Origin of the sequence: Mycoplasmopsis gallinarum DSM 19816 (genome assembly GCF_000621085.1) — a bacterium.
Classification (GTDB): Bacteria; Bacillota_I; Bacilli_A; order Mycoplasmatales; family Metamycoplasmataceae; genus Mycoplasmopsis; species Mycoplasmopsis gallinarum.
Window position 1 is genome coordinate 18,414 of sequence record NZ_JHZE01000011.1, and the last position, 25,081, is coordinate 43,494.

15 protein-coding genes and 1 pseudogene are annotated in these 25,081 nt (G+C 26.4%); 7 read left to right on the forward strand and 9 right to left on the reverse strand.

Annotated features, from left to right (window positions below; genetic code table 4):
• Positions 1-18: 18 nt before the first annotated feature.
• Positions 19-1,224 (reverse strand): arginine deiminase family protein, encoded by a 1,206-nt coding sequence (locus Q346_RS0102645; protein WP_027332948.1) that lies wholly within the window; start codon positions 1,222-1,224, stop codon positions 19-21.
• A 235-nt stretch (positions 1,225-1,459) separates the two neighbouring features.
• Between Q346_RS0102645 and Q346_RS0102650 the strand changes: the two genes are divergently transcribed.
• The 4 genes from Q346_RS0102650 (at position 1,460) to Q346_RS0102665 (ending at position 5,862) form a co-directional block, all read left to right on the forward strand.
• Positions 1,460-1,900 (forward strand): Rrf2 family transcriptional regulator, encoded by a 441-nt coding sequence (locus tag Q346_RS0102650; RefSeq protein WP_063625862.1) that lies wholly within the window; start codon positions 1,460-1,462, stop codon positions 1,898-1,900.
• Positions 1,901-1,978: 78 nt separating this feature from the next.
• On the forward strand, positions 1,979-3,262 hold the full coding sequence (gene hisS / locus Q346_RS0102655) for a histidine--tRNA ligase (RefSeq protein ID WP_027332950.1): 1,284 nt from the start codon (positions 1,979-1,981) through the stop codon (positions 3,260-3,262).
• Between the two features lie 14 nt (positions 3,263-3,276).
• Positions 3,277-4,980 (forward strand): aspartate--tRNA ligase, encoded by a 1,704-nt coding sequence (gene aspS, locus Q346_RS0102660; protein WP_027332951.1) that lies wholly within the window; start codon positions 3,277-3,279, stop codon positions 4,978-4,980.
• A gap of 75 nt (positions 4,981-5,055) precedes the next feature.
• The gene (locus tag Q346_RS0102665; RefSeq protein WP_036438017.1) at positions 5,056-5,862 is read left to right on the forward strand and encodes a DNA adenine methylase; all 807 of its coding nucleotides are present in this window, start codon (positions 5,056-5,058) and stop codon (positions 5,860-5,862) included.
• Between the two features lie 63 nt (positions 5,863-5,925).
• Here Q346_RS0102665 and Q346_RS0102670 read toward each other — a convergent pair whose 3' ends face one another.
• Positions 5,926-12,741, reverse strand: a complete 6,816-nt coding sequence (locus Q346_RS0102670) for a phosphatidylinositol-specific phospholipase C domain-containing protein (protein ID WP_027332953.1) — start codon at positions 12,739-12,741, stop codon at positions 5,926-5,928.
• 89 nt (positions 12,742-12,830) lie between these two features.
• Entirely contained in the window at positions 12,831-13,958 is a 1,128-nt protein-coding gene (locus Q346_RS0102675; RefSeq protein WP_027332954.1) for an MAG5150 family histidine triad lipoprotein, read from the reverse strand.
• 97 nt (positions 13,959-14,055) lie between these two features.
• Here Q346_RS0102675 and Q346_RS0102680 point away from each other — a divergent pair, with 97 nt between their 5' ends.
• From Q346_RS0102680 to Q346_RS03870, 3 genes are all read left to right on the forward strand, one after another.
• Positions 14,056-15,489 (forward strand): phosphotransferase, encoded by a 1,434-nt coding sequence (locus Q346_RS0102680; RefSeq protein WP_027332955.1) that lies wholly within the window; start codon positions 14,056-14,058, stop codon positions 15,487-15,489.
• 344 nt (positions 15,490-15,833) lie between these two features.
• Complete coding sequence (locus Q346_RS0102685) at positions 15,834-16,406, forward strand: recombinase family protein (protein WP_027332956.1); 573 nt, start codon at positions 15,834-15,836, stop codon at positions 16,404-16,406.
• Positions 16,407-16,424: 18 nt separating this feature from the next.
• Complete coding sequence (locus tag Q346_RS03870; RefSeq protein ID WP_051521801.1) at positions 16,425-17,042, forward strand: restriction endonuclease subunit S; 618 nt, start codon at positions 16,425-16,427, stop codon at positions 17,040-17,042.
• A gap of 35 nt (positions 17,043-17,077) precedes the next feature.
• Here Q346_RS03870 and Q346_RS04035 read toward each other — a convergent pair whose 3' ends face one another.
• The 6 genes and pseudogenes from Q346_RS04035 to Q346_RS04205 form a co-directional block, all read right to left on the reverse strand.
• Complete coding sequence (locus Q346_RS04035) at positions 17,078-18,154, reverse strand: restriction endonuclease subunit S (protein ID WP_051521802.1); 1,077 nt, start codon at positions 18,152-18,154, stop codon at positions 17,078-17,080.
• Positions 18,144-18,773: a restriction endonuclease subunit S gene (locus Q346_RS04040; protein ID WP_027332957.1), complete on the reverse strand. Its 630-nt coding sequence runs from the start codon at positions 18,771-18,773 to the stop codon at positions 18,144-18,146. The genes Q346_RS04035 and Q346_RS04040 overlap by 11 nt, the downstream gene beginning before the upstream one ends.
• The gene (locus tag Q346_RS0102705) at positions 18,758-20,425 is read right to left on the reverse strand and encodes an HsdM family class I SAM-dependent methyltransferase (protein WP_027332958.1); all 1,668 of its coding nucleotides are present in this window, start codon (positions 20,423-20,425) and stop codon (positions 18,758-18,760) included. The genes Q346_RS04040 and Q346_RS0102705 overlap by 16 nt, the downstream gene beginning before the upstream one ends.
• Before the next feature lie 11 nt (positions 20,426-20,436).
• Positions 20,437-23,544 (reverse strand): type I restriction endonuclease, encoded by a 3,108-nt coding sequence (locus Q346_RS0102710; protein ID WP_036438020.1) that lies wholly within the window; start codon positions 23,542-23,544, stop codon positions 20,437-20,439.
• Between the two features lies 1 nt (position 23,545).
• Positions 23,546-23,746 carry a helix-turn-helix domain-containing protein gene (locus Q346_RS0102715; RefSeq protein WP_027332960.1) on the reverse strand — a complete coding sequence of 67 codons (201 nt, stop codon included), beginning with the start codon at positions 23,744-23,746 and terminating at the stop codon, positions 23,546-23,548.
• 1,030 nt (positions 23,747-24,776) lie between these two features.
• Positions 24,777-25,081: pseudogene (locus Q346_RS04205) on the reverse strand (IS1634 family transposase); the annotation flags it as partial.

The window sequence follows — 25,081 nt, forward strand, 5'->3', positions numbered from 1 at the left end:
ATAGTAAGTTGTGTCATCTTATTTAACATCTTCTCTTACTAATGGCATTGACATACATCTAGCTGAACCCATACCTAATGATAATTGGTTTCCTTCAAATGAAAGGACAGTAATTCCTGCAGCTTTTAATGCCTTTTCGGTTTTTTCATTTCTTGAATAACCGACAACAACACCTGGAGCTATTGTTAAGTAATTAGTTCCATCAAAATGTGTTTCAATATCAATGTCTAATTGTGAAGCACCTTCTCCTGCGATAGGAATTAAAATAGGTTTTTCACCGATAATGCTTTCTAATACTTCTGTTAATGATTTATTTGATTCAACCATTTCAATTGGTTTAGCTAAATCAATTTCTCAAATTTTTAACACAGATAACATATTTGGTGAATAAATAAATTTATTTTTATCAACCATTGTCAATCATGTATCTAAGTGCATTAAGTTTGGCATTGGTGGAACATTGATAGCAACAATTTTCTTAAATTCTGCTTCTTTGTTGTCTTGAATATGTTTTGCAATTGTAATAATTGCTTCTTTGTTAGTTCTTTCACTAACTCCAATCACTAATGTGTCCTTGTTGTAAACGAATACGTCTCCACCTTCAATGCTTCCGTGATCTAAACGATCAAATCAATGTGGTGTTTCTTTGTATTCAGGGTGAATAGCAAAAATAAATTCTGCAAAGATAGTTTCACGTTTTCTTACAACGTATTTCATATTATTTAATGAAATTCCATTTCCTGCTGATGCAAATGGATCACGTGTAAAGTACAAGTTTGGCATTGGATCAATAATTAATTCAATGTTGCTCTCAACATTTAATTCATATTTTGAAAGACCAGCCATCATTGTTCTAATCATTTTAACTGGTTGCATTTCTAATGAAAGAATGTATTTTTTAGCTCTTTCTCTGTTTTCTGCTGAAAGAGCAGGAGTAGCTTCATCTAAATATTTTTCAATAAAAGCTGCTTTTTGTTCTGCTGTAGCATATTTAACATATGTTTCTGCTACTAAGTCAGAAAGTTGAATTGCTTGAATTCCACGATCTTCTAAAAGTTTCACAAATCTTTTGTGTTCTTCGATCGCTGCATTTGGTTCAAGTACAGCTGAAAATAATAATTCTTCAAGACGACTTGGACTGATACGCCTAATTTCGTCTCCTGGGGTGTGAACTAAAACCTTTTTAAGGTTTCCAATTTCACTATATACTCTGATTTTACTCACGAATTTCTCCTTGTAAGAAATGTATAAATATTTGACACAAAAACCAATTTTTTATGTCGTATATATTATAAATAATATAAATATAAATTATTTATTTTTTATACATTTGCTTACAAAAAGAAAAAATTAAAAAATTGCTACTTTTTTACCAAATTATTATTTTTTTGCCTATTTTATTTAGATATTAATTTTAAATTTATCTTTGATTTTCTAGATTTTTTTATAATTTTATATTATGAAAAAAATAAATAGTAATAAAAATAGTTTTAGTGACTATGTAATTGCGTTGCATACTTTAGTTCTTTTATATAATCGCCAAGAATGTATGAGTAGCACTAGTATTTCTGAAAATGTTTGTACCAATCCAGTTAGGGTAAGAGAAGTATTAAGGCAATTAACCGAAAAAAAATATGTCATTAAAAAAATGGGTAAAAATGGTGGCTATCAATTTAATAATAATTACCAAAATCTTACTTTAAAAGAAATAGCTTTAAGTTTAGAATTTGAATTTTTAAAAAATTCATGAACTAGTGGGCAAAATCAAAATTATTGTATGATCAGTCAAGGAATGGGTAAATTTATGGAAAATTTAATTTATTCAATTAATGATGAAATTTTGAATAAATTAAATAACATTAAAATTTCTGATGTGGAATATAAATTAACTAAAATTTAGTTAATTTTTTTATTTATTATTACATATACTAAAATATATAAATATGTATTAAAAGTATGATAAAGAAATGAGAATTTTATGAACAAAATTAAAGGAACAAGAGATAGTAATATTTTTGAAAGCCAAATAAGAGAAGAAATCAGATCTTTATTTGTAGCTTATATGAATGCATTTAATTTTAAAGCCATTGAAACTCCAATTTTAGAACCGAGTGAACTTTATCGCCGTAGTGTACCTGAAAGTGATATTGTGCAAAAAGAAATGTATGACTTCATTGATAAGGGAAAAAGAGAAATTACTTTAAGGCCTGAAGGAACAGCCGGTTTTATTCGCGCTTTAGTTAATGAAAAATGATATGCGGCTAATCATTTAAATAAATACTGGTATTGAGGTCCAATGTTTAGATATGAGCAACCGCAAAAAGGTAGATATCGTCAATTTAATCAAGCAGGAATTGAATTTATTGGTGAAGCTAATCCTTTTAATGATGCTGAAATTATTATTTTAGCAGCAGAATTTTTAAAAGAATTAAATGTTCCATATAAATTAAAAATTAACACTTTAGGTGATAATGAAAGTAAGCAAAAATATCAACAAGCTTTGAAAGAATATTTTTTACCTTATAAAAATGAATTAAATGAACTCAATCAAAAAAGATTAGAAAAAAATGTTTTAAGAATTCTTGATGATAAAGAAGATAGTCAAAAAGAATTTGTAAAAAATGCACCTAAAAATAAAGACTTTTTAAATGAGTTTAGCAAAAATTACTTTAATAAAATTTTGCTTTTATTAACTGATAATGATATTGTTTATGAAGTGGATGATTCATTAGTCAGAGGTTTAGATTACTATGATCAAACTGTTTTTGAATTTGTTTTAGATGTTGATAATTTTGCACAAAGTACTATTATTGGCGGAGGAAGATATTCTAAATTAATTCAAGAATTAAATGGTCCAGAAATGTCCGCTTGTGGATGAGGCTTCGGAGTTGATCGTTGTTTAGATTTTTTAGTTGAACAAAAGGCTAAAGAAAATCTTAATCCAGAAGAAGTTTTAGTTTTAATTGGCACAAATCAAGAAAATAAATTAGTAGATTTTTTCAACATTTCAATGGCTTTAAGTAGTAACTTTTGTTCGACTTCTTTTATAAATAAAGCTACAAAAGCAAAGAAAATTTTTGAAAAAGCTAAAAGGTTGAATGCACAGTTTTTAATTACCAATGATGATTTTATTGAAAATGAAGATCAAATAGTATTAAAAAATTTAGTTACTAATCAAAAACTAATTTTAGATTTATATGATGAAAGTTTAATTAATAAAATTCTCGATTTTATAGAAAAAGAAATGAATATAGAAGAGTAAATTCTAAGGAAATTATGAAAAGTAAAAAAATTAATAATAATAGTTTGTCACTTAAAGATTTAAACAAAAAAGTGACTTTACATGGTTGAATTGCGAATAAAAGAAGATTTGGTGAATTAACTTTTATTGATTTAAGAGACCGTTCTGGAATTGTTCAATGTGTAATTAAAGGTGACTTTAAAGTTCCTAAAGAAAGCGCAATCCAAATTACCGGAATTGTAACTAAAAGACTTGTACCTAATTTAAATTTACCAACTGGTAAAATTGAAATTAAAGTTACCAAATATGAAATTTTTTCAAAAGCTAATGAAGAATTACCTTTTGCTATTCGTGATGATATTGATACTAAAGAAGATAATCGTTTTAAATACCGTTTTTTAGATTTACGTCGTCCTATTATGCAACAAAACATTATGTTAAAAAATCAAATTATGTTTGCAGTGCGTGAATTTATGTTCAAAAACGGTTTCTTGGATATTGAAACTCCAATGTTAGCTAAAAGCACTCCTGAAGGCGCACGTGATTTCTTAGTTCCAACTAGAAATAAAAATGAATTTTGAGCTTTACCGCAAAGTCCGCAATTATTTAAACAATTATTAATGGCTTCTGGATTTGAAAAATATTATCAATTTGCTAGATGTTTTCGAGATGAAGATGGCAGAAAAGATAGACAACCTGAATTCACTCAATTAGATATTGAAGTTGCTTTCACAAAAGTTGAAGACTTCCAAAAATATATTGAAAATTTATTTGTTCATATATTTAAATCAGTTGGAATTAAAATCAAAAAACCTTTTGCACGAATTAAATACTTTGATGCCTTAAGAGATTATGGAACCGATAAACCAGATTTAAGATTTGATTATAAAATCATTGATATTAATGATTTTTGTCAAAATACTGATTTTAATATTATTAAAGATAGCCCAAGTAAACGTTTGTTGAAAGTTGATAATTTAATTACCAAAAAAGATTTCAAAGAGCTTGAAGAAATTGCCTTGAAAAATAAAGCGAATATCTTGTTCTATTTCGTTTATGAAAATAATCAAGTGCTTCATAGTAATTTTGCTAATAAAGTACCTGAAGCAGTGAAAGAATTAGTCAATAATTTTACAAATAAAAACGGTTCATATTTTATAGTGGCTAACACTTATGAAAATGCTTCTAAAGCTTTAGGAGCTGTAAGAGTTGAGTTGAATGACAAATTTCATTATGCAAATGAAAATGAATATCATCTTTCTTGAATTACTGATTGACCAATGTTTGAGTATGATGAAGAAAATGATACTTGACAAGCAGCTCATCACCCATTTACCCAATTTGATAATCCAATTGAAGATTTAGATAAATTGCCACTTTCAGAAATTAAAGCCAAATCTTATGATTTAGTTTTAAATGGTTTTGAATTAGGTTCAGGTTCTGCAAGAATTTATGATAAAAACATTCAAGAGAAAATGTTTGATATTTTAAAAATGTCAAAAGAGCAACAGGAGTCACAATTTGGTTGATTCTTAAGAGCATTTGACTATGGACTTCCTCCTCATTGTGGAATTGGTTTAGGATTAGACAGACTCACAATGATTTTAGCTAAACAAAAAACTATTCGTGATGTAATTACTTTCCCTAAAAATGCCAAAAATCAAGACATTTTCACTTCTGCACCTTCTGCAGTTTCTGAAGAACAATTGAAAGATTTACATTTAAAAATTCAAGAATAAATCAGAATTAACTGATTTATTTTTTTACAATGTAAAGTGTAGTTTATTAGTTAAAATAAATTTAACGGAGATATAATGAAACCTTTTGTAAAGTGAGTTGGTGGTAAAAGACAACTTTTAGAACAAATTAAAAAACGAATGCCAGAAAAATATAACAATTATTATGAGCCTTTTGTAGGTGGTGGTGCCCTTTTATTTGAAGTTTCGCCCAATAAAGCAATTATTAATGATATTAATCAACAATTAATTAATGTTTATAATCAAATTAAATTTAATATTGAAGATTTAATTTTTGAAATCAATGAAATTGATTCTCTTAATAATGGCAAAGAATATTTTTATAAATTAAGAGATGAATATAATCAAAATATTTTAAATAAGAATTTGAATGCAAGAATAGCCGCTTTATTTATATTTTTAAATAAACATTGTTTTAATGGCGTATATAGAGTTAATAAAAATGGATTATTCAATGTTCCATATAATGGAAAAGTTACAACTTCAATTGATCCAGACAATTTATGAAAAGTACATGAATTTTTACAAAATGTCAAAATTGAAAATACTGATTTTGCTACAGTTTTGAAAAATGCAAAAAAAGATGATTTTATTTTTATTGATAGCCCTTATGCGCCTTTAAATAGCACTTCATTTGACGCATATACTAACACGGGTTTTAATTTAGATGATCATATTAGATTGGCTAACTTAGTTAAAAAATTGGATCAAAAAGGTTGCAAAATTTTGTTAACGAATCACAATACACCCCTAATTAATGAGCTTTATGAAAACTATAAAATAGAAGTTATACCTGTTAAAAGAATGATTAATTCTGTTGGTTCTAACAGAAAGGGTGAAGAAGTTATAATTACTAATTATTAAAAGGTTATTATGAATAAGAAAACGTAAAAGTCTATAAATTAGTCTTTTACGTTTTTTAAAAATTTATTTTTTTAATTTTTTATTTTTTATTCATTTAAAAAGTCCGAACGATCCTGCTATAGACGTCAAACCAAGAGTTCCAAAAACAGAACCCAAAGTAATTGGCATTCAATTTCTAGATTTTGACTTTTTAACACTTTCATTGTTTAAAAATTCATTTAATTTTTGATTTGCTAATTTTACTTCTTCTGAAGTGTCTAACTCATCAATTTGCAATTCGTTTTTCAAGTTACTGAATTTTTCTTGAAGTTTTTTGTTATTTTGAATATTTTCTTCAATTATATTTAAAGTTTGGTTCAAAATACCCATTTCATTGTTCAATTCTATGTTTTCAGTCTGAAAATCATTTAATTCGTTCATATTAGTAATGTTTTGAATTTTTTTATTTGCAATTTCAAATTGTTTTGCATTTAAATTGTTTTTAGCAAATGAATTCAATGTTTTTTGGTATTCGATAATAAAAGTTTGATAAAGTTTTAAATCATCTAGATGTGTTTCAATATTGGTTCTATTTTTTAAAACATTTTTTTGGTTTTGATTCAGTGTTAAATTATCTATTATTTCTGAATTGCTAGTTAAAATAGCATTCTTTTCTTCAAGTAATTGAGATTTTTGTTTGTTAAAAGCAACTACTATTTGATTAATTTCATCTTTGAAAATATTTAATTTTTTTACATTTAATGTATTTGAATCCACACTTGTTTTAGTGTTTCAAAGTGTATAAACATCATTTAACTCATAACTATAATTTAATATTTCAGTGTTATTAATATTAATTAAATGTTTAATTTCGGCAGTTAAATTATCTCACTGTAATTTAATTTGTGTGCTATCTAACATAATTGAATTTAAATCTTGTATGCTTTGCTTTAAAATTTCTAGATCATCGCTATTTAAATTATTAGCAACAGTATCAGTTACTGAAATTAAATTATTTTTAATTTCAATTAAACCTTCTACAGCATAGTTATTTATGGCGTTTTTAGCATTTTCTCAAGCATTTCTTAATTCTTCTTGTTTTTGTTGTACTCGATAATTAGCTAATAATTTTTGAATTTCAGTCAAAATTTCATCTTGCGCCTCATACTTAGCTTTTGAGTCTATTTGGTTGAAAATATTAATATATTCATTATATTTCAGCTCATCAATACCATTAACTTTTTGTAAAAATTTTAAATTATTAATTGTCTCTTTAGTTTTTTCAGTTCAATTAGTTTTAAAGTTTTTAATTAAATAATTTTGCTTTTGCGTAGCGCTAATATTGGTTAAATTATCTCTAGTTGAAATTAAAGTATATATTAAATTTAATGCTGCTAAATTCTCATCAAATTTAATATCAAGCAATTTAATTTTGGCTTGATTTTCACTTTCATTGGTAATAGCAAAATTAAAATATTGATTTTCTAAATTATTTAACAATCCCTCTTTTTGGTTTTCTAAAATGCTTAATCAAAGATTATTTGGATTGTCATATACAAAATTAATAGTTTTATTTATTTCTTGACTAGTGAGTAGATTGTTTAATCTTTGACTTTCTGTCATAAATGAAATTAATTCCATACTTTTATAATCAGAAATTGCTTCATAGTCATTTTGATGATCAACTAATCTAAATTTAACATTTAAAATCCCGTTGATATCATCAAAATTAACAATTTGAAAATCACTAATTTCTAAATTGGAAATTTCTTTTATTCAATTACTGTCATTAGATTCTGCATTTGAAGCCAATGTTATATCTTTATTATTATAAGTAAGATTAAAGGCATATTGAGTTTTTAAATCATCTATAGTTAATGAATTTAATTCCTTTTCTCTTCTTTTTGCTTTGGTTTCAAAACCATCGATAGTTAAATTATTATTGAGCGATGAAAGAACATTTTCTAAATTGTTTCTTAAACTTTTTAATTTATAGTCGATATGAATTTGCCCAATTAAATCATCATAACTCAAACTTTCAATTGATAATTTTGCAGTTGAATTATCAAATCTATATTCAAGTCGATCAAAAACCTCAGAAGGTAAAAAGTTTTGATAATTTTCTTTATTTATTCCAATTAAAGAAACTGAAGGAATCTGAATTTTTAATAATTCGTTTAGTCTATTTTTTTCTGTTAAAAAACCATTAATTCTAAAAGTTTTCAAATCTGATTTTAAATCTTGATAAACTCCATTTTTAGTTGATGTAACATAATATTCAACATCAATTTGACCTTCGATATCATCGACATTTGTTAAATTAACTATTTCATAACTGGTTTCATTATCTAAATTACTGGTTTGAATAACTCTTTTTTGACTAATTTCAGAAGCCAATAAATTACTTTTATCATTAACATCAAAATTTAAATTAATTGCATTTAATCTAGCTTTTTCTTGACTTCTTTTTTCTTTTATATTATTTTCAGTTGTAATAAAGCCTTCAATATTTACATTTTTATTATTAGATTGAATTGCAACTAAATTTTGTGAATCATAATTATAAATTAATTGATTTTTCTTTCTTGTGCTGGTTAAATTTAAGTTTAATGTATTAATTCCAAGTGCGTCATTTGAATTAATTGTGTTAATTTGCAATGCTACATTTTCTTTTTGTAAATTTGGAGTTAATTGATAAGAATTTTTATCAATTTGTTCAGAAGCTAAATATTGATTTTTTTCAAAATTCAAGCTTAAATTAACATCAGTTAATGATTCAAGTAAATTATTTATTCTATTTAATTCAGTCAAATAACCTGATAATTCAATTTCATAATCTTTAGAAACTAACAATCTTTCTTTGACTTGATTTTGAATTTGATATTTAATTTTTAACTTGCCTTCTAAATCATTGAAAGCCAATATTTCCTTAATTTTTAAAACATAATCATTTTGATTAGTTCTTAAATTAATTAAATTTAAATTTTGAGCTAAATAAGAAGGCAATAAAGAAGAATTTGCGTTAAAAATCAAATTAGAAGTAGCAAAATTATCAATTTCTTTTTGTTTTAAATCATAAATACTTGCAAAACCACTTAAAATTTCTTGTTTAATATTTGTTCTAAAAAGATTATTTTTAGTACTTTGTAAATAATAATTGATAATTAAACTTTTTTCATTTTCATCCATAAAACTTAATGAATCAATTACAACTTTCGCCTGATTTAAATTTAAAGTATTTTTAATAATTTGTTCTTTATTCACATTAGTTACTAAAATATTTTCTTTATTTGGATAATCAAAACTAATATTATTAGGAGTATTAATTAAGTATTCTAATCTTTGAATTTCTGATAATGCTTGTAAATTTTGAACTTTTACATTTGATCTTAAATTATTTAAGTTTTCTAAATTTGATTCAAGTTGATAACCAATTTCTAAAGTTCCATCATTTAAATTAAATGAACTAATATTTAAATTTAAAACTTGCATATTAGGAATTGGTTCAATAATTAGATCGCTTAATTGAATTTCATCAGCTGATTTAATTAAATTGACATCATCTCTAAATGAAATATTTAAATTTTGACCCTTTAAATGTTCTAATTCCTGATTATAACGATTCATTCCGTTGAGTGAATTTTTAACTAATATGATTGAAGTTATTAAATTTTGAATTTCATTAGTGTCTAAAATAACATTTTGATTTAAGTTATTTTGAGTCTCAATTATTACTTCATTATAAGCATTCTGATTTTTATTAGTTGCATAAATAAAATCGTTTTCTGCCTTTACACTTGTGCTTTCAGACAATAGTTCATTAATTTGTAACATTTTTAAATTTAAATCAACAATTAATCTTTGTAAAGTTTTTAAATCGTCAAAATTTTCAAGTGCTTCTGCTTTATTTAAAAGACTTGTATTTTGATTTTGTCTTAAATTATTATAAAAATTAGTTCTTAATTTTTCAACTAAATCGTTTTTAGCACTATCAAAATTATCATTCCCATTTAAATTATTAAAAGCTTGAATTAATTGTTCTCATGTGGTCATTAAATCGTTTAAAGTGAAATTATTTTCATTATCAATTAATAATCTTTTTGTGTTATTTAGGGATTGATTATAAGCATTTTTTAATTCAGTAGCAGAATAGATGTAATTAGACTCTTGTAAGTAATTTTCATAAAAATTCAAATTAGTTTTCTTGTCTTTTATTTCTAAATCAAAAGTCAAAATATTTCTTAATTTATCTTGATAATTTTTATCATTTTCACTTGTTTTTAAATCATTTAACAACGTAGTTTTTTGAACACTATTTAAATATTCTTTTTTCTGAATAGTTTTAAAATCTTCAGAATTTTGTAAATTCTTTTGCACCGCAATATCAAAAATTGATGAAATTCTTTCTAAAATAAAAGTATTATTAACTTCATTTTTATAATTATTTTTTTGAAAATCTAAAAGATATTCCATTTGAGAAATTGCTTGAATTTTATTATTTTTTTCTGTCACAATTTTTTCAAAATATTTTTGAATTTTCTTTTTAATTGTGCCATCTAAGTCAATTCATTCTTTTAAATTAGAAGATAAATATTCAACTTTTGAAGAAACAAAATAATTTTGAATTTTTTGTAAATTATTTAAATATTGTTCTTTTAATTCTTCAGTACTTCAACGATATTGATCTTCTTGTTTATAAGAACTGTCATTAGCAATAATTTCGTTTGCTTTTTTGGTTAAATTATTTAATTCGTTTACTTTATTTATTAATTGATTTCATTTGCTAAAATCAATATCTTCTAATTTGAAGTCGGCTGTGAAATCATTTTCAAAACTATTTTTTTGTGCATCATTTAAATAAGTTGCATTCGCAATTGATGAATTAAAAGAGTTAACTTTGATTTTTTTGCCGTTATAAAAATCCAAAATTTGATTATTAATTTCCTCTAAATTATCAGTATTAATTGTAATTTGTGAATTTAAATAGTTAGTTAATTTAATGTTAAGTGAACTATTAAAATTATTTTTATAAGTTTCAATTTGATTTAAGTAAAAATCGAAAGCTCATTTTTTGTTATCAAATAAGATTCAATTAGTCTCCAAAAATTGATTATTATAAGTATTTATATCACTCTGTAATTCAAAAACCGTGTTTAATTTAGTGATTAATCTTGTGTCGAAATTATTATTAAAAGTATCTAAATCATTGCTATTTTTTTGATTTAAATATTCATTTAATTTGGCTTCCAAGATTTGATTTAATAAATTTTGATTTTCAGTAGTAATGATTGGATTTAGTTTATTAATGATATCAGAAAGATTTTTGAGCTTTTCAAGAGCTAAATTAATTTTCGTTTTATTCGAATTAAATTCCTCTCCTCAATTAGTCAACTTTTCCTTAGTTATGCTAATTGGTGCTTTTCTTTCTGTTTTTAATTTTGTAATTTCTGCTTTTAAATTTATGAAATAATCTAAAGTATTTTGATAAACACTTAAATTAGTAAAATTATTCAAATAATTTATTTCTTCATTTATTTTTGCGACTAATAAATCAAATAATCTATCTATAGTTGAATCAGGATTTACCCTAAATTCCTCGCTTCCAGTATTATAAAGTTGAGGAATAGTATAGTATTGATTTGGTTCAGTTCTTTTAAAATAATTTAATTCTACATTTTCATTTTTTGAAAATTCATAATCAAAAATTATTTTTTTTGCATTTGAATCAATTGTACCAGTTAGAATTTGATTAACTTGTCCATTTTCATCTTTAATGTTTAATTTAAAATTAAAATCAGTTGCATCTCCAGAATATTCGATAAAATTATTACCTTCAGTAGGAGTTCTAAAACTTAAAGAAACATGAGGATGAATATCTTCACGATTTAATTCACGTTGTGTATAGACATAGTTTGTTTTAATAATTCTTTTTAAAAGAGAATCACCGGGAAAATCGAAAACTATGATTCCTGTTCTTAAAATTTGTTGATTATTGTTTAAGTATTCAAGAATATTTTTATTTATAGGACGAGCAGTTGCATGAGGCTGTGAGCCACCTTTTGATCTAGAAGTAAAATTAACAATTAATCTATCTTTGTCTTCGTCATCATTATTTGAAAGATTCAAATATTCTTTAACTAAATTTAATTTAACATTTTCATCTGTTTCGTATTGATCTTGAATAATATGTACTCCTGGATTTCAAATAGTTCCAAAATCTTTATTATGTTCCAAGATAAGATGATGCATGTTATCCATTACATATAGTTTTCCTCTTAACTCATTTAAAGTTGGATTAGTAAATCATTCATTAGTTTCATTTTGATAAACAATATCTCTAATTCCATCTTTTAAAAAAGATGCATAGATTTTCGCTCTTCATTTTGCTCGATCTTGAGCACTCATTCCTTGAATATTCGTGTTTTCATCTTTATAACGCATAATAACGGTTTCACTTGGATACCGTTTTAGAAAATTTTTAATTTCATTTAAAAATGCATCAAAAGATAAAGATGAAGCAGCCTTTCCATGATAAATCCACATGTCATTGCTAATTCTAATATCAAAAAATCTAATTCCTGATTTTAATTGTGTTGCAATATTTCTACTTTGTGTTTTAGCTCATGCTTGTCCACCAACATTTCACCAAAAACCAGAGCCGCTAAACATAGCAGCATCATGAGTGCCTGGTATTGATAAGTCTGTCAATCTTTTATTGCCATCTACATATTTCATTCAATCATTAAAATTCAATCTTGTGTCAGTAACATCGACCGAACTGGCTTGATTTAAATCATTTTCTGGAACACTTTGACTTGGAATAGTAGAAACAGAAATTATTGTAGTAAGAGGAAAAATTATTGATGATAAAGTTAATAAAGTTTTAATTTTTTTACTCATTAGATTAATGTCCTTAATTTTATTTTAATTAATATATAAGAAAAAAATAAATATGTTAAAAATAAACAAAAAAACTTGTGAAAACAAGTTTATTGTTCTGAAATTTTATTGCCGTTTGCTAATGCAATCTCTACAAAAATTGATTTAGTATCTAATTTAAAAATTTTAGAAATTTCTTCAAGTATTTTAATAGTGTTTTTTACTTGCTCATTGAAAGTGATACTAAATTCTTCTACATCTTCTACTTCTTGTGAAAAAAGTTTCTCTATTTTTTCTTTTAAAATTAAAAAATCATTTTTAAATTCATTGTAAATAGTTTTATTTTCAATGCTTTCATCATTAATTTGTGTATCGAGACAGTTCACAAGTTCTTGAGCATCTGCTAAAAATTGATTTTTAATATTTTCTTTTTCATTAAATTCAAATAAATGCGCAAATTCATGAATCATATTAGCTAAAGCATGTGAATGATTATGTGAATTTTTATTATCGTTATCATAAATTACGATTTCATGACTATGGCTTTCATCTCATAATTGAGGATTAGTGTTTGAAAGTAAAGTTGATAAAGTTTTATAATCGTAACTAATTACTCTTTGAACTTCGTCTTGACTTGGAATTTTATTATTTAAAGTTCAATTATTGTAATTAGCAATTAAATAAGAACGTGAATTATTGTTTAAATTATCATAGTCGCTAAAATTATTAAAATTTACTGAATCGGCAGAAATTTGTGAAACCAAGTCTTGTGCCAAAGAATTAAAAGCCTGAATTACAGCATCAATTTTAGAATTTTGAATAAAAATAAAATTAGAATGACTTAAAATTTCTGAGTATTTAGTGCTATTATTTAATTTTTTATATAAATCAAATAGATTAACATTCAATTTATTATCACTAGATAGCTCTTCTTCATTATAAATGTCTCTTTGACTCAACACTAAAGGCAATAATTCTTGAGTTAATTTATTTAAAACCGTTGCATTTTCACTGTTATTATTAGCTGTAAAAGTAGTTTTGGTACCTGCAACTTTATAGGTGAAATTAGTTTTTAAATTAATTAAAGCTTCTTTGTATTCGTTAGTTAAATTTTTTAAATTAACATCTGTTAATACAGAAGTTTCTTTATTATTGCTATTATTATCACAAGCAGCAGAAACTGCAATAATCGGGCTTAATGATAAAATTAAAGGTGTATAAAATTTAAGTTTTTTCATAGTAATCTCCTTATAAAAAATCTTAAATGTTAATCTTATTAATTATAAATTAAATAGTTACTTAGTGGTTGAAAATTCTTATTGTTATAATTTTTATATGAATAATTTCAAAATTAATAATCATGATTGAAAAATAATTCAAATGGTTTTAGCTGAATTAAAGTGATCAAATTGTCAAATAAGTCTATATTATAGTGGTTTTCATAATAATACATATTTGGTTGAATATAAAAAAAATAAATATCAATTGCGAATACCAATTAATGATTTCGTTTTGCATAATGTTGAAGAAAAAGTGATTGGCCACTTTGATGACTACATTTATTATAAAAATGGCGTTTTATTAAAAAAATGATTTGATGGCGAAATAGTTGGTAATAAAAAATTAAATCATAAGCAACAATTAAAACTTCTTAAGGAAATTAAGAGCTTTCATAATTTGAATATTTTAAATTTACCTGTTTTTGATTGAAATACGTATGGTTTTATATCTGAAGAATTTAACAGAATTGCTAATAAATATAAAAACCCGATTTATTTTAAAACAACTCATGGGGATTTAAATAGTAAAAATATTTTAATGAATCACAAAAGTGAATTCAAGTTAATTGATTTTGAATGATGTAGATTAAATCATATTGGATTTGATATTGTTTGCTTGATTGAAAATTTAAATATTAGTCGCAAATTAGTAAAAAAAATTTTTGATTTAAATGATGAAATTATTGATGACTTTATATATTTAAAACGTAAATTTGATTTTAAAGCTTATCAAAGTCACTATGCAAAAATTAAAATTGATAAAACTGCATTAAAACCAGTTAAATTGGGGTTAACAAATAATAATTTTCAATTCAATAATTTATTCTTAAAAATTAAAAATTATGATGGTTTCAATCATCAAAATTCGCTTTATTTTTTAAATAATTTATATTTTTGTATTCCTGTTTTATATGATGATAAAGAGAAAATAATTCAAAAATTTTATATTTTTGACCAATGAAAAAGTAATTTTAAAAATCTAAAAATTATTGTTTCTTATATTAAAGAATTACAAAATTTAAATCCTTTGATTGAAATATCTAAAAATCAAACTTATCAAAAATGTTTAAAGTGATATAAAGAAAAAGAAACTTCTAATTATATTAATCTGCATTTTACAGAAAAAGAAATTAAACAATTGTTTTTCAATTTAGAAAAATTGCCTTCAAGTGTTTTAAGTCATAATGATTTAAATATTAATAATATTGTCTCTTTAGATAAAAATTTAAAAATAATTGATTGGGAATATTTATCTTTTAATCATAAGTATTTTGATTTAGCTTACTTAACTTCTAGTCTTAATTTAAATAAAAAAAATGAATTAAAATTATTGAAATTTTTTGACTCAAATTTTGATTTAAATGAATATTTCAGAATCAAATGTTTAGTTAATTTTTATGCTCTTCTTTGATCTTTAAATTTAAAAGATGATTTTGATTTATCAATTAATCTAAATAATATAAAGAAATATTTAGCCTATTTAAACTAAAAATTAGTTTAAAAAGTCCTTATTTATAGTTAAATAAGCCTAAAATTTTTAATTCAACAATGCATAATAAAAATCACAAGTTTAAACTTGTGAGGTTGATTATAATTTCCAACAGGTCGCCCTAAAAAAAGAAACCGCGCACGCCAAAAGAAAAGAAGAAGAATTTTTGGATTTTTTAATTAGGGATTTTCTAAAAAAGATCTAAAAGTAGCTCAAAACAAAGAAACCACATTCAAGAGTTTATAAGCTCAAGAGTGTGATTTTTTCATTGCTTAAATTTAGAAGTTAAAATCACTAATAGTTTAAAATATTAGTGCAAAATTGTTTAATTTGAAGTGAAAATTATGATTTACGGATACACAAGGGTAAGCACTAGAAAACAAGTTGATGGATACGGATTGGAGGTGCAAAAAAACGAAATTCTAGGCAAATACCCTAACGCCACTATAATCGAAGAACAATTCACAGGTACTAAATTAGATAGACCTGTTTTTAACGAACTTTTAGAAAACCTACAGGCAGATGATATTTTGGTTGTTTCCAAGCTAGATAGGTTTGCTAGAAATACGGTTGAAGGAATACGTGTTGTTGAACGCCTATTTAAAAAGAAGGTTGCTATACATATTTTAAATATAGGACTCCTAGAAGATACGCCAATGGGTAGATTCTTCTTAACTACTATGTTAGCAATTGCTGAGTTAGAAAGAAATATGATTGTTGAAAGAACACAAACGGGTAAAGAGTTTGCTAGACTTCGAAGTGATTATAAAGAAGGCAGGCCCCGAAAATATACCGACGAGGATGTGTCAAATGCCGTTCAACTTCTGTCCTTCCACTCTTACCGCGAGGTTGTTGCTATCACAGGAATAAGCAAATCGACTATTGTTAGAGCTAAAAAAACATTAAAAAACATCTAGTGTCATAAGTTACAAGTTTTGGGACAAGTTATTTTTAACAAAATTTTCATTTCTGAAAATGCTACTGTTTCATTGCTTGATTTTCCGTATATTCAAATATTAAAACCAGGAATTATACGATTTGATGGTTCTAAACATTATATTGCTACAGCGGAAGTTGAGGGCGAAAAACTCAATTTCGACGCGCCTTTGATTGAATATGTCACTCGCAAAAACAGAGCTAATATGCAACCCATCAAAAATAGCATATGATTTGCAAAAATGAAAAATAGCGTTAAACATATTTATATTTCCAATTTAGACGAATACCTAATAGATAACTACATTTTTTCAACAGGGTTTTGTGGTATAAAATGTGACGAAATAGCGTTTGAATATATGATAAATTATATTAATTTACCTTATTTTGAAAATGAAAAGAATATTTTGTCGCACGGCGCTACAATGGAGGGTTTAAATAATGAAGATCTAAAATTATTTAAGATTCACTTGCCATCAAAAGATACATTAATTGATTTCCATAATAAAACGAAAAATATTTATCAACATATATCCAAAATTAATTTAATGTCATATCAATTAACCCGTTTGAAAGAAATACTCCTACCATTGCTTATAAATGGCCAACTACAATAAAAGAAAAGTCCCATATAGTTAAGGTGGGACTTTTTTTATGTCAATTGTTGATTAATAAGCAACGGTAATAATTTGCTTTTTAATGCAAGTAGATAGTCTGTATTTTCACTAATAATATTTATTTCAGATAAAAACTTATTTAATAAATAATTTGTTTTATTATCGAATAAAGGTACCGAAATTTTATTTAGCATATCTATAGTTAGAAATTTTATTATAGACCCATTTGCTTTTTTCTTAAATAACTCAGTGTTGAAAAGCAATGTATAATATAAATCACCAATAATTTCGTTGTTTTTGATAATGTACGTTCTTTGATACGCATTAAATTTACCATCATAGTATTTTACATTAAAATTACCGTTTCCTGCCACTAATATGCTTTTACCCTCGAATTTAAAATCATCGCAAAGAGAAACACTATCGGAACAAGTGAAGAATTTGTATTTACCATTAGTGGTTGCATGATTAGCATTTTCTTTACCTGTTGTTATAGTTGAAATAATAGATAAATTAGAATATCTTACGGTATCAATGTTTTTGCTATATATCGCTTTGCCCAAAACTTGTAATTTTTTAATCATAGCATTATTACGCTCGATTTGGTCTTCAATGCTTTTTAATACTCCTCCAATTTTACGTTGCATTTCTATAGGAGGCAAATCAACGATCACATCGTAAATATTTTCTGGTGATATATTTCTTTGTCTTGTCCCACTAGCTCTATCTTCTAATTGTTTTTTAACACTTTTCGTTGCTAATAAATAATGCAAATATATTTTATCAACTTTTTGCTCATCACATATAATCTTACCAACGCGCTGATTTAATACAAACTTAAATTCTTTTGAATAAGGAACAAGTGCGGTATTGCCAAACAACCCAACTACTTGTTCGGTTAGGGGCATAATCAGATCATTTTCTTGCAGAATGAATTCACTTGGAAAATCTGTGCAATAATAAGTAGCTTTAGCATCGTTAGTTTTAAAGGTGTTATTTTCACTAAAATTACCTAGAGTCACTAATCTATACGAGCTGTTTTCTACATAATACTCGCTTTTAAATGCAAACCCGTGTTGAACTTTAAGTATAGTTCCAAGCTTAACTAGCATATTTAATTCCTCTATTTTTAGAGAAATTCAATGCTGGTTTAAAAGATTGTAACTTATGAACCATCGCATTATTTCTTTGTATTTGAGCATCAATAGAACTGAGAATGTGAACGATTTGTCTTTGTTCCGCAATAGGTCTTTTTATAATTTGGGTCTTTCTGATACTTTCCATTGTAATATTGGGCTGAGAAGACCCCTGCTTTGCTTGGAATAAATATGATTGTCCTATAGGCGATTGCATATAGTACATCATATATTCTAGTAAATAATCGCTAGAATTTAATTCCACTTTTGCAATATTGCTTGCTAAATGACATCTATAGTTATTGGGAAATATTCCTACTTCGCCCAAATTACTGCCCACATAAGGAATCAGTATGCATTTTTTATAAAGAACACTTCTTGGAAGTACGTTTGAAATTTCTTCCTTTATATACCAATCATATTTTTCAATAAAACATCCATTTCTAACATTTTTTCCTTGTACCATTGGAATGTCCGTTATTGTTACAGGTTCTTTTGTTGCATAAGGCTGTATATATTTGCTGTGTTCAAACCCAGCTAATTTTGTAACAAAAACATATGGAGAAATTTCTTCGTACATTAGTTTTTTGTTCATTTTATCTTCAACTCCTTTAATATTTTACCTATTTCTTGTTGGAATTCAGTAGTTTCTGCAACATAAGTGGCAAAATCAGCGTTGAAATCATCAATCATTTTATCGTACTCTTCTTGAGAAATATCTACATATTCAATTTTTACATCAAAATACTGACCTGCTGAGAGAGAATAATTCTTTTCTTTTATTGCCTCGTACTTAACCGAAACAGTAAAATCATCCTCCACAACGTGATCTACAAAATCATCGACTATTTTTTGAAGTTCTTCTGGCGTTAATACAGTCTTTTGAACATCCTTAATTTTTTCCTTATGACCCATTTTTGATGCATCCATCAGCAAAACCTCACCATCAAGGTTTGTTTTATCGATGAAAACCACGGAAACATTAGTGCCCGTATTGGCAAAAATGTTTGAGGGCATAGAAATAACACCCTTTAACCAATGATTGTCAACGATAGTTTGTCTAATAGTTTTTTCAATGCCACTTTGCCCAGTGATGAATCCTGTAGGAACAACAATTGCTGCCTTTCCGCCTTCCTTCAATGAATAAAGAATGTGTTGAATAAAAAGTAAATAAATTGCCATAGAGTTCTTTTTCTTATTAGGAATAGTAGGAACACCTGCAAAAAATCTATCGGTGGATGATCACATTGTTTTTATAGTGTCTCTTGTAGATGAAAAATCAGTTTTGAACGGAGGATTAGAGATAATGTAGTCAAAATGTTTTAAGCCTGAGGTATTATCGCCTCTACGTTTAAAATGCGCGGGGGTGGTTAAAGTATCGCCTTCAATAATATTTTCAAGGGACTCTTTAAGACCGTTTAAAAGCATATTAATTCTTAAAAATCTTGATGACTTTTGAGAGATATCTTGCGTATACACACGTGCTTTATTACCAAATTTACCATCACCGAGCTCGTTTGCAAGATGTAGTACAAGAGAACCAGACCCTGCACTTGGATCATATATTTCATATATTCTATCTTCGACAGGAGACATTCTAACTAAAATTTGAGAGATAGCTTTTGATAATGCTTGAGGAGTGAAATACTCTGCATATTTACCGCTTGCCGTATTATAGTCAGAAATAAGATACTCAAAGATTGTTGAGAAGAAATCGTAGTTATCCTCAAACGCATCACCAAAGTCAAATCTATCTCTTGTTATGTAAGAGAATATGCTTTTCGCGAATGCATTACGTTTTGAGGGCTCAACGTAGTTTGAAAGAGGGGTAAACAAAGGTTTTTTAGTACCTTCTGCCGTATCCACACTAAAAGCATCATTTTTTTCATAGTTAGAAATTCTTACAAGTGTTTCGTCAAATTTTTTATAAAAATCGTTATTGTTAAGGCTGCCGATCAAGTAATCAATAGTGTCTTCGTAAGCAAATGCAACGTCTTGGGGGTAGGAATCGTAAAAACCGTCCATATAATCATTATTTGTAATTATTTCATCATACGGAACATCGATATCTTTGGTAAAAGCTCTTAAATTGGCAATGAATTTATCATTCAAAAATTTATAAAGAAAAACCGAAGTAACAACAATTTCTTCCCCCGCAGTATTTGAAAGCCCATTTGTTGAACATAAGCCTTTTAAATCATCAATTATGGATTTTATATTTTTTTCTAATTCTACGTAATTAACCATAATATTGCTCCTTAGATAGTTTCTTTATAGTTTAATAAATTGACATAAAGCATTCTTAAAATTTCATCATAATCATTTTTTACTATTTTATAAAGGCCACTCTTGATGATATTCTTTGTAACCAATGCTTTAGTGGAGTCGATAAAGCCTTTTTTGCCCTGCATAAGAAGTACATCGTCATAAACAGTATCCTTTATATTTTCATACACGACTTCGAGTAACCTTTCAATATCACTTCTATTAATTTTGGTTTCAAGAACGGCATCGTTTAAAGTTTTTACAAAGGCGTAGCTGCCGCCATAAAATGAGGCCAACCTTTCGTTTTCTTGATTGATTCGTTTAGTTTCTTCACAAGCTTTTCGCAATTCATCGGTCAATTCGTCTATGCTATAGAACTCAGCAACAGAGAGTTTTTCAAAAATTCTTTGCAATAGCTCGTCCAACTTTTGAATTTTAATATCTTTTTTGTTCTTATTTTTCTTAATTTCAATCTGCACGTCTTCAACCACCTTCTTGAATTTTTCAAAATTCTCGCCTGAAGGAATAAATTTGTTTAAATCCATTACAGACACTTTGGTTTTGATAAATTCATAAATAACCTTGATAATCTCTTCGTTGTTCATAATATCGAGGGTATTTATCGGGGTGGAATGAAGATTTATAAAGGAAATTCTGTCGTTAACGGCTTTTCTGTATTTATCAACTCTATCATCATCAATTAAAGCAGAATATTCGTCGGCTCTTGATAACTTAAATTCTATAGAACATTCTTTAACGCCGGTTAAAAGTTTTTTAATTTTATAAAGTGCCTCTTTGTTGTAATATTGCATATCATCAACAAAAAATTCGATATTATCTTGCTTTATAAATCTTCTTAATTCCAAGACTAATTTATCAAACTTTTTCTTGATATTTTCTTTATCTACAATAAGTCCAGATAAAGAGTATCCATCGCCATCTTCACTGCCCATGTCTTCTTCTAGTTCTTTAATATAGGCATCAAGGGTGTTGTTGTATTCTTCTTCGATATCAACAAAATCTACAATATAACCATATTGATATACTTTACCCGCAGGACTTTTATAAGGCCTATTAACTCTAGAAATGGTCTGCAACAAATTTTGCGCTTTAGGTCCTCTTAATAAATACATCTTTTTAAGACGTTTCACATCGTAGCCCGTAGTGAGCATAAAATGAACGATCAAAATGTCGGGATAGCCATTTTCCCTAAAGTTAATTTGATTTTGTTTATTAATTTCGTTTTGTACAGTTGTATTTTCACTGTCAGACAAAACAATACCCGTTGTAATATTGCTATGGAATTTAAACCATTTGTGTATTTTTTTAGCTTGAGCATTAGAGCGACATACAATCATACCGCCGATGGAGAAATCCGCATTTATAAGCCTAAAATTTCTAAAATCTTTTTCTATATAACGGCTTACTCCCTCAACGTAATCATTGGACTCGTAAACGTCAGCACTATTAAGGTCTTTATTCTCAATTTCAAGATTTTCTTTGATTTCCGTTCTAGCGGCGGTATCAATTTGTTCTTTTTTTATTCTTAAAGTATAGCCATCAGCAATAGATTTATCAAAAAAATACTTGTGAATGTAGTCGCCGAATTTCAGATTGGAACGTTCCTTTTTAGTAAGGAGAGGAGTTCCTGTCATAGCAATATATATGCCATTTCTATCACAGGTCATTAAATTTTTATAAAATTCGCCGTGAATATTGTAACTTCTATGAGCCTCATCAATGAAGAATATTCTTTGTGTTTTTACGTTATATTCATTAAAGATAATAGGGAGTTTTGACTCTTCCATTAATTTATGAATGTTTACAACACAGATGGTACCAATTCCATCATATTTATCATCAAGTGGTTTTTTCAATTCTTTTGCGAATTCCAATCTTGATGACACAGTGACAACCCTAAATCCACGGTTGATGAATTCGGTTGTAGCTTGCATCATTAAGTCAAGCCTGTCCACTATGAAGAAAAATCTCGTATTAACTTTTCTCTTACTAAAATAGTCTCTAATTACAGAATTAGAGAATGCACTCAATGCTGTTTTACCAGAACCCTGCGTGTGTCAAATAATACCATTTTTGTCTTTTTCTCCAAGTCTTTTAATAATAGCTCTTGTAGCAAAAAATTGAGGGTAGCGCATTATATGTTTTTGTTTTACTGGTATTTCTTCATCTATATTAAGCGTTTCGTTATGTATCTTCTTAATCTCTGTAAGGTACATAATACCATAATGCAAATAATACAAGAAACGCTCTTTGTCATAGAAAGAAGTAATAAATCTATTGCATGGAGTAAGATCTGACAAAGCGGTTTGAAACTCTGCAGTTTCGGCTTCAGTTGGATCATAGCCACCGTCTTTTATTACATAACGTATAGTTTCATCGCTAATTTCTTTAAATTTATATTTTGCATGATAACCAATAATATCTTCTCTGAAGAACGAGAAAGAAGTGCTAAACCCATTGGGCGTTGTATAAAATGATCCTGCTTTGACTTCATCGGCAACCTCATCATCAGCATCCTCATATTCCATATTGTTAGAAAAGGAGACTATTTGGATTAAGTTGAAAAACCTTTTATATTCATCGTTGCTTAATCTCTTGTTTATCATTCTATCAAATTCAACTTGGATGCCACCTTGGTTATTTGGTTTTTTTACCTCTAAAAATGCCAAAGGTATACCGTTAATTAAAATGTTGATATCAGGACGGAATGAACCCTCTTCAGACGACTCTTTAACACTAAATGGAAGTTCATCAACAACAGCAAAGTCATTGTTTTCGATATTGTCAAAATCAATTAATTTTACATGATATTCGCTAGAAAATAAACGATAATAAAATTCTTTTCCCAAATCGTTATTCTTTATCATTCTAGTAATATCAGCAATTAACTGAAATAACTCATCATTTTCGATAGTACGTCCGTTTATTTTTTCAAGTGCAGGTTTAAACCTATTTATAAATATTTTAGTATTAAAATCAATAATAGCGTCCTTTAAAGATTGATATTCGTATCCCAACCTCAAAAATTGAATTGTTGCAGGAAATTTAACTCTTGTATCCTCGTTAAAATGTCTATACATATTATATTTCCCCCAATTCAATATTATTTTCTTTAAAAAGAACCTTCAATTTTTCTTTAGCTAGAACAGTGGGCGAAAACTTTCCCTTTTCCCATCTGTTGATTGAAGAAAAAGAAACGCCAAGTATTTTTGACAGCTCAGTTTGTGACACATTCAATTTAACTCTTAGTTTGATAATTGCATCTGAATAATTGTATTTCATTATTTTGCTCCTTATTTATCTGTCATTTTATTTCACATTATAGCACATTTTAAGAAAAACTTTGACCATACACGAAAATATTCGATAAATTTTTATATTTCTATCTTTTAGAACTGTGGTTCATATTACGGCTGCTTGAATGTAATCTACATAGAACAGGTTACTCAAGTTTTTTTATAAAAAACTCAAGCAATGTTTGAAAAACATTTTATGACTTCTTTACCTATTAAATAATTTATTTCTTTTAGTATTTGAAACGCATTGTCTTTTTCAGAGTTTATAAAGTATTTTATTTTCTGGAATTGTTTTTCGTTTTTAAAATGAATAATTTCATAATCAAAATAATTCAAACGCATTTTGAAAATCAAAAATCCTTCTTGACATATCATTAATATCCTTTTGTAATTTTGAAATTTCTTTTTCGTCAAAATTGGTTCTTTTTTTGAACTTTCTTCTAATTAATTCATTGAAGTTTTGATTTGTTTCTTTTGAAAAGACACATTTACAGAATTCTAGTAAATATAGATTCTTAATCTGTAAGCTAAACAAAAAATTCTTTTGAATTCAAATCCATTATCAGCAATTATTCCTTTAACATTCAATTTATATTTTTTGATTAAATTGCAAAATTGTCGATTTACATTTCATAGATCTTTTGAATGAATTTTGTGAATTATTCCATACCTTGTTTTTCTTTCTACAAATGTTAGCAAATGCTAATGTTTAGAACCTAATTTACCAGCAACCAAATCAAGTTCTCATCAGCCAAAATCTCTATGTTTAAGCACTTTTTTGAGTAATGCTCAATAGGAGTCTATTCATTTTTTACCAAACATTTGAGTTACAAAAGAAGTTTTCTTTTGCCTTCTTTTACATAATTTTTACGTAATTTATCATTTTTCATGATGATTCACAAACCGAAATTAATTCAATTATAAACTCTTCTTTATGATGGAGATTTTATATTTTTCCTACGTTTCCCACTTAGTAGCATAAAAAGGAAAATATCCGTTTTGGCGGATATTATTTTTTATTTTTGGATCTTTTCTAGGATTGTTTGAACAAGTTGATAGTCATTTCAACTTTCTTCTACACTTGTATCTTTCAAATTAAATGTTTTTATTGTTTTTCCATTAAACTTTTCCTCAATTGATATGACATTTTTCATCATTTCAATAAGTCTATATTCAGTAAATTTATCTTTGCCAGATAAACCAGTTAAATCATTTATTTTAAAAACTAAGAATTTAAGTAAAACCAAACTTAAGAAGCAAATGCAAATATAACCAATAATATGTTTTCAAGTTGATAAATACATTGGTCTAAGAGATAAAT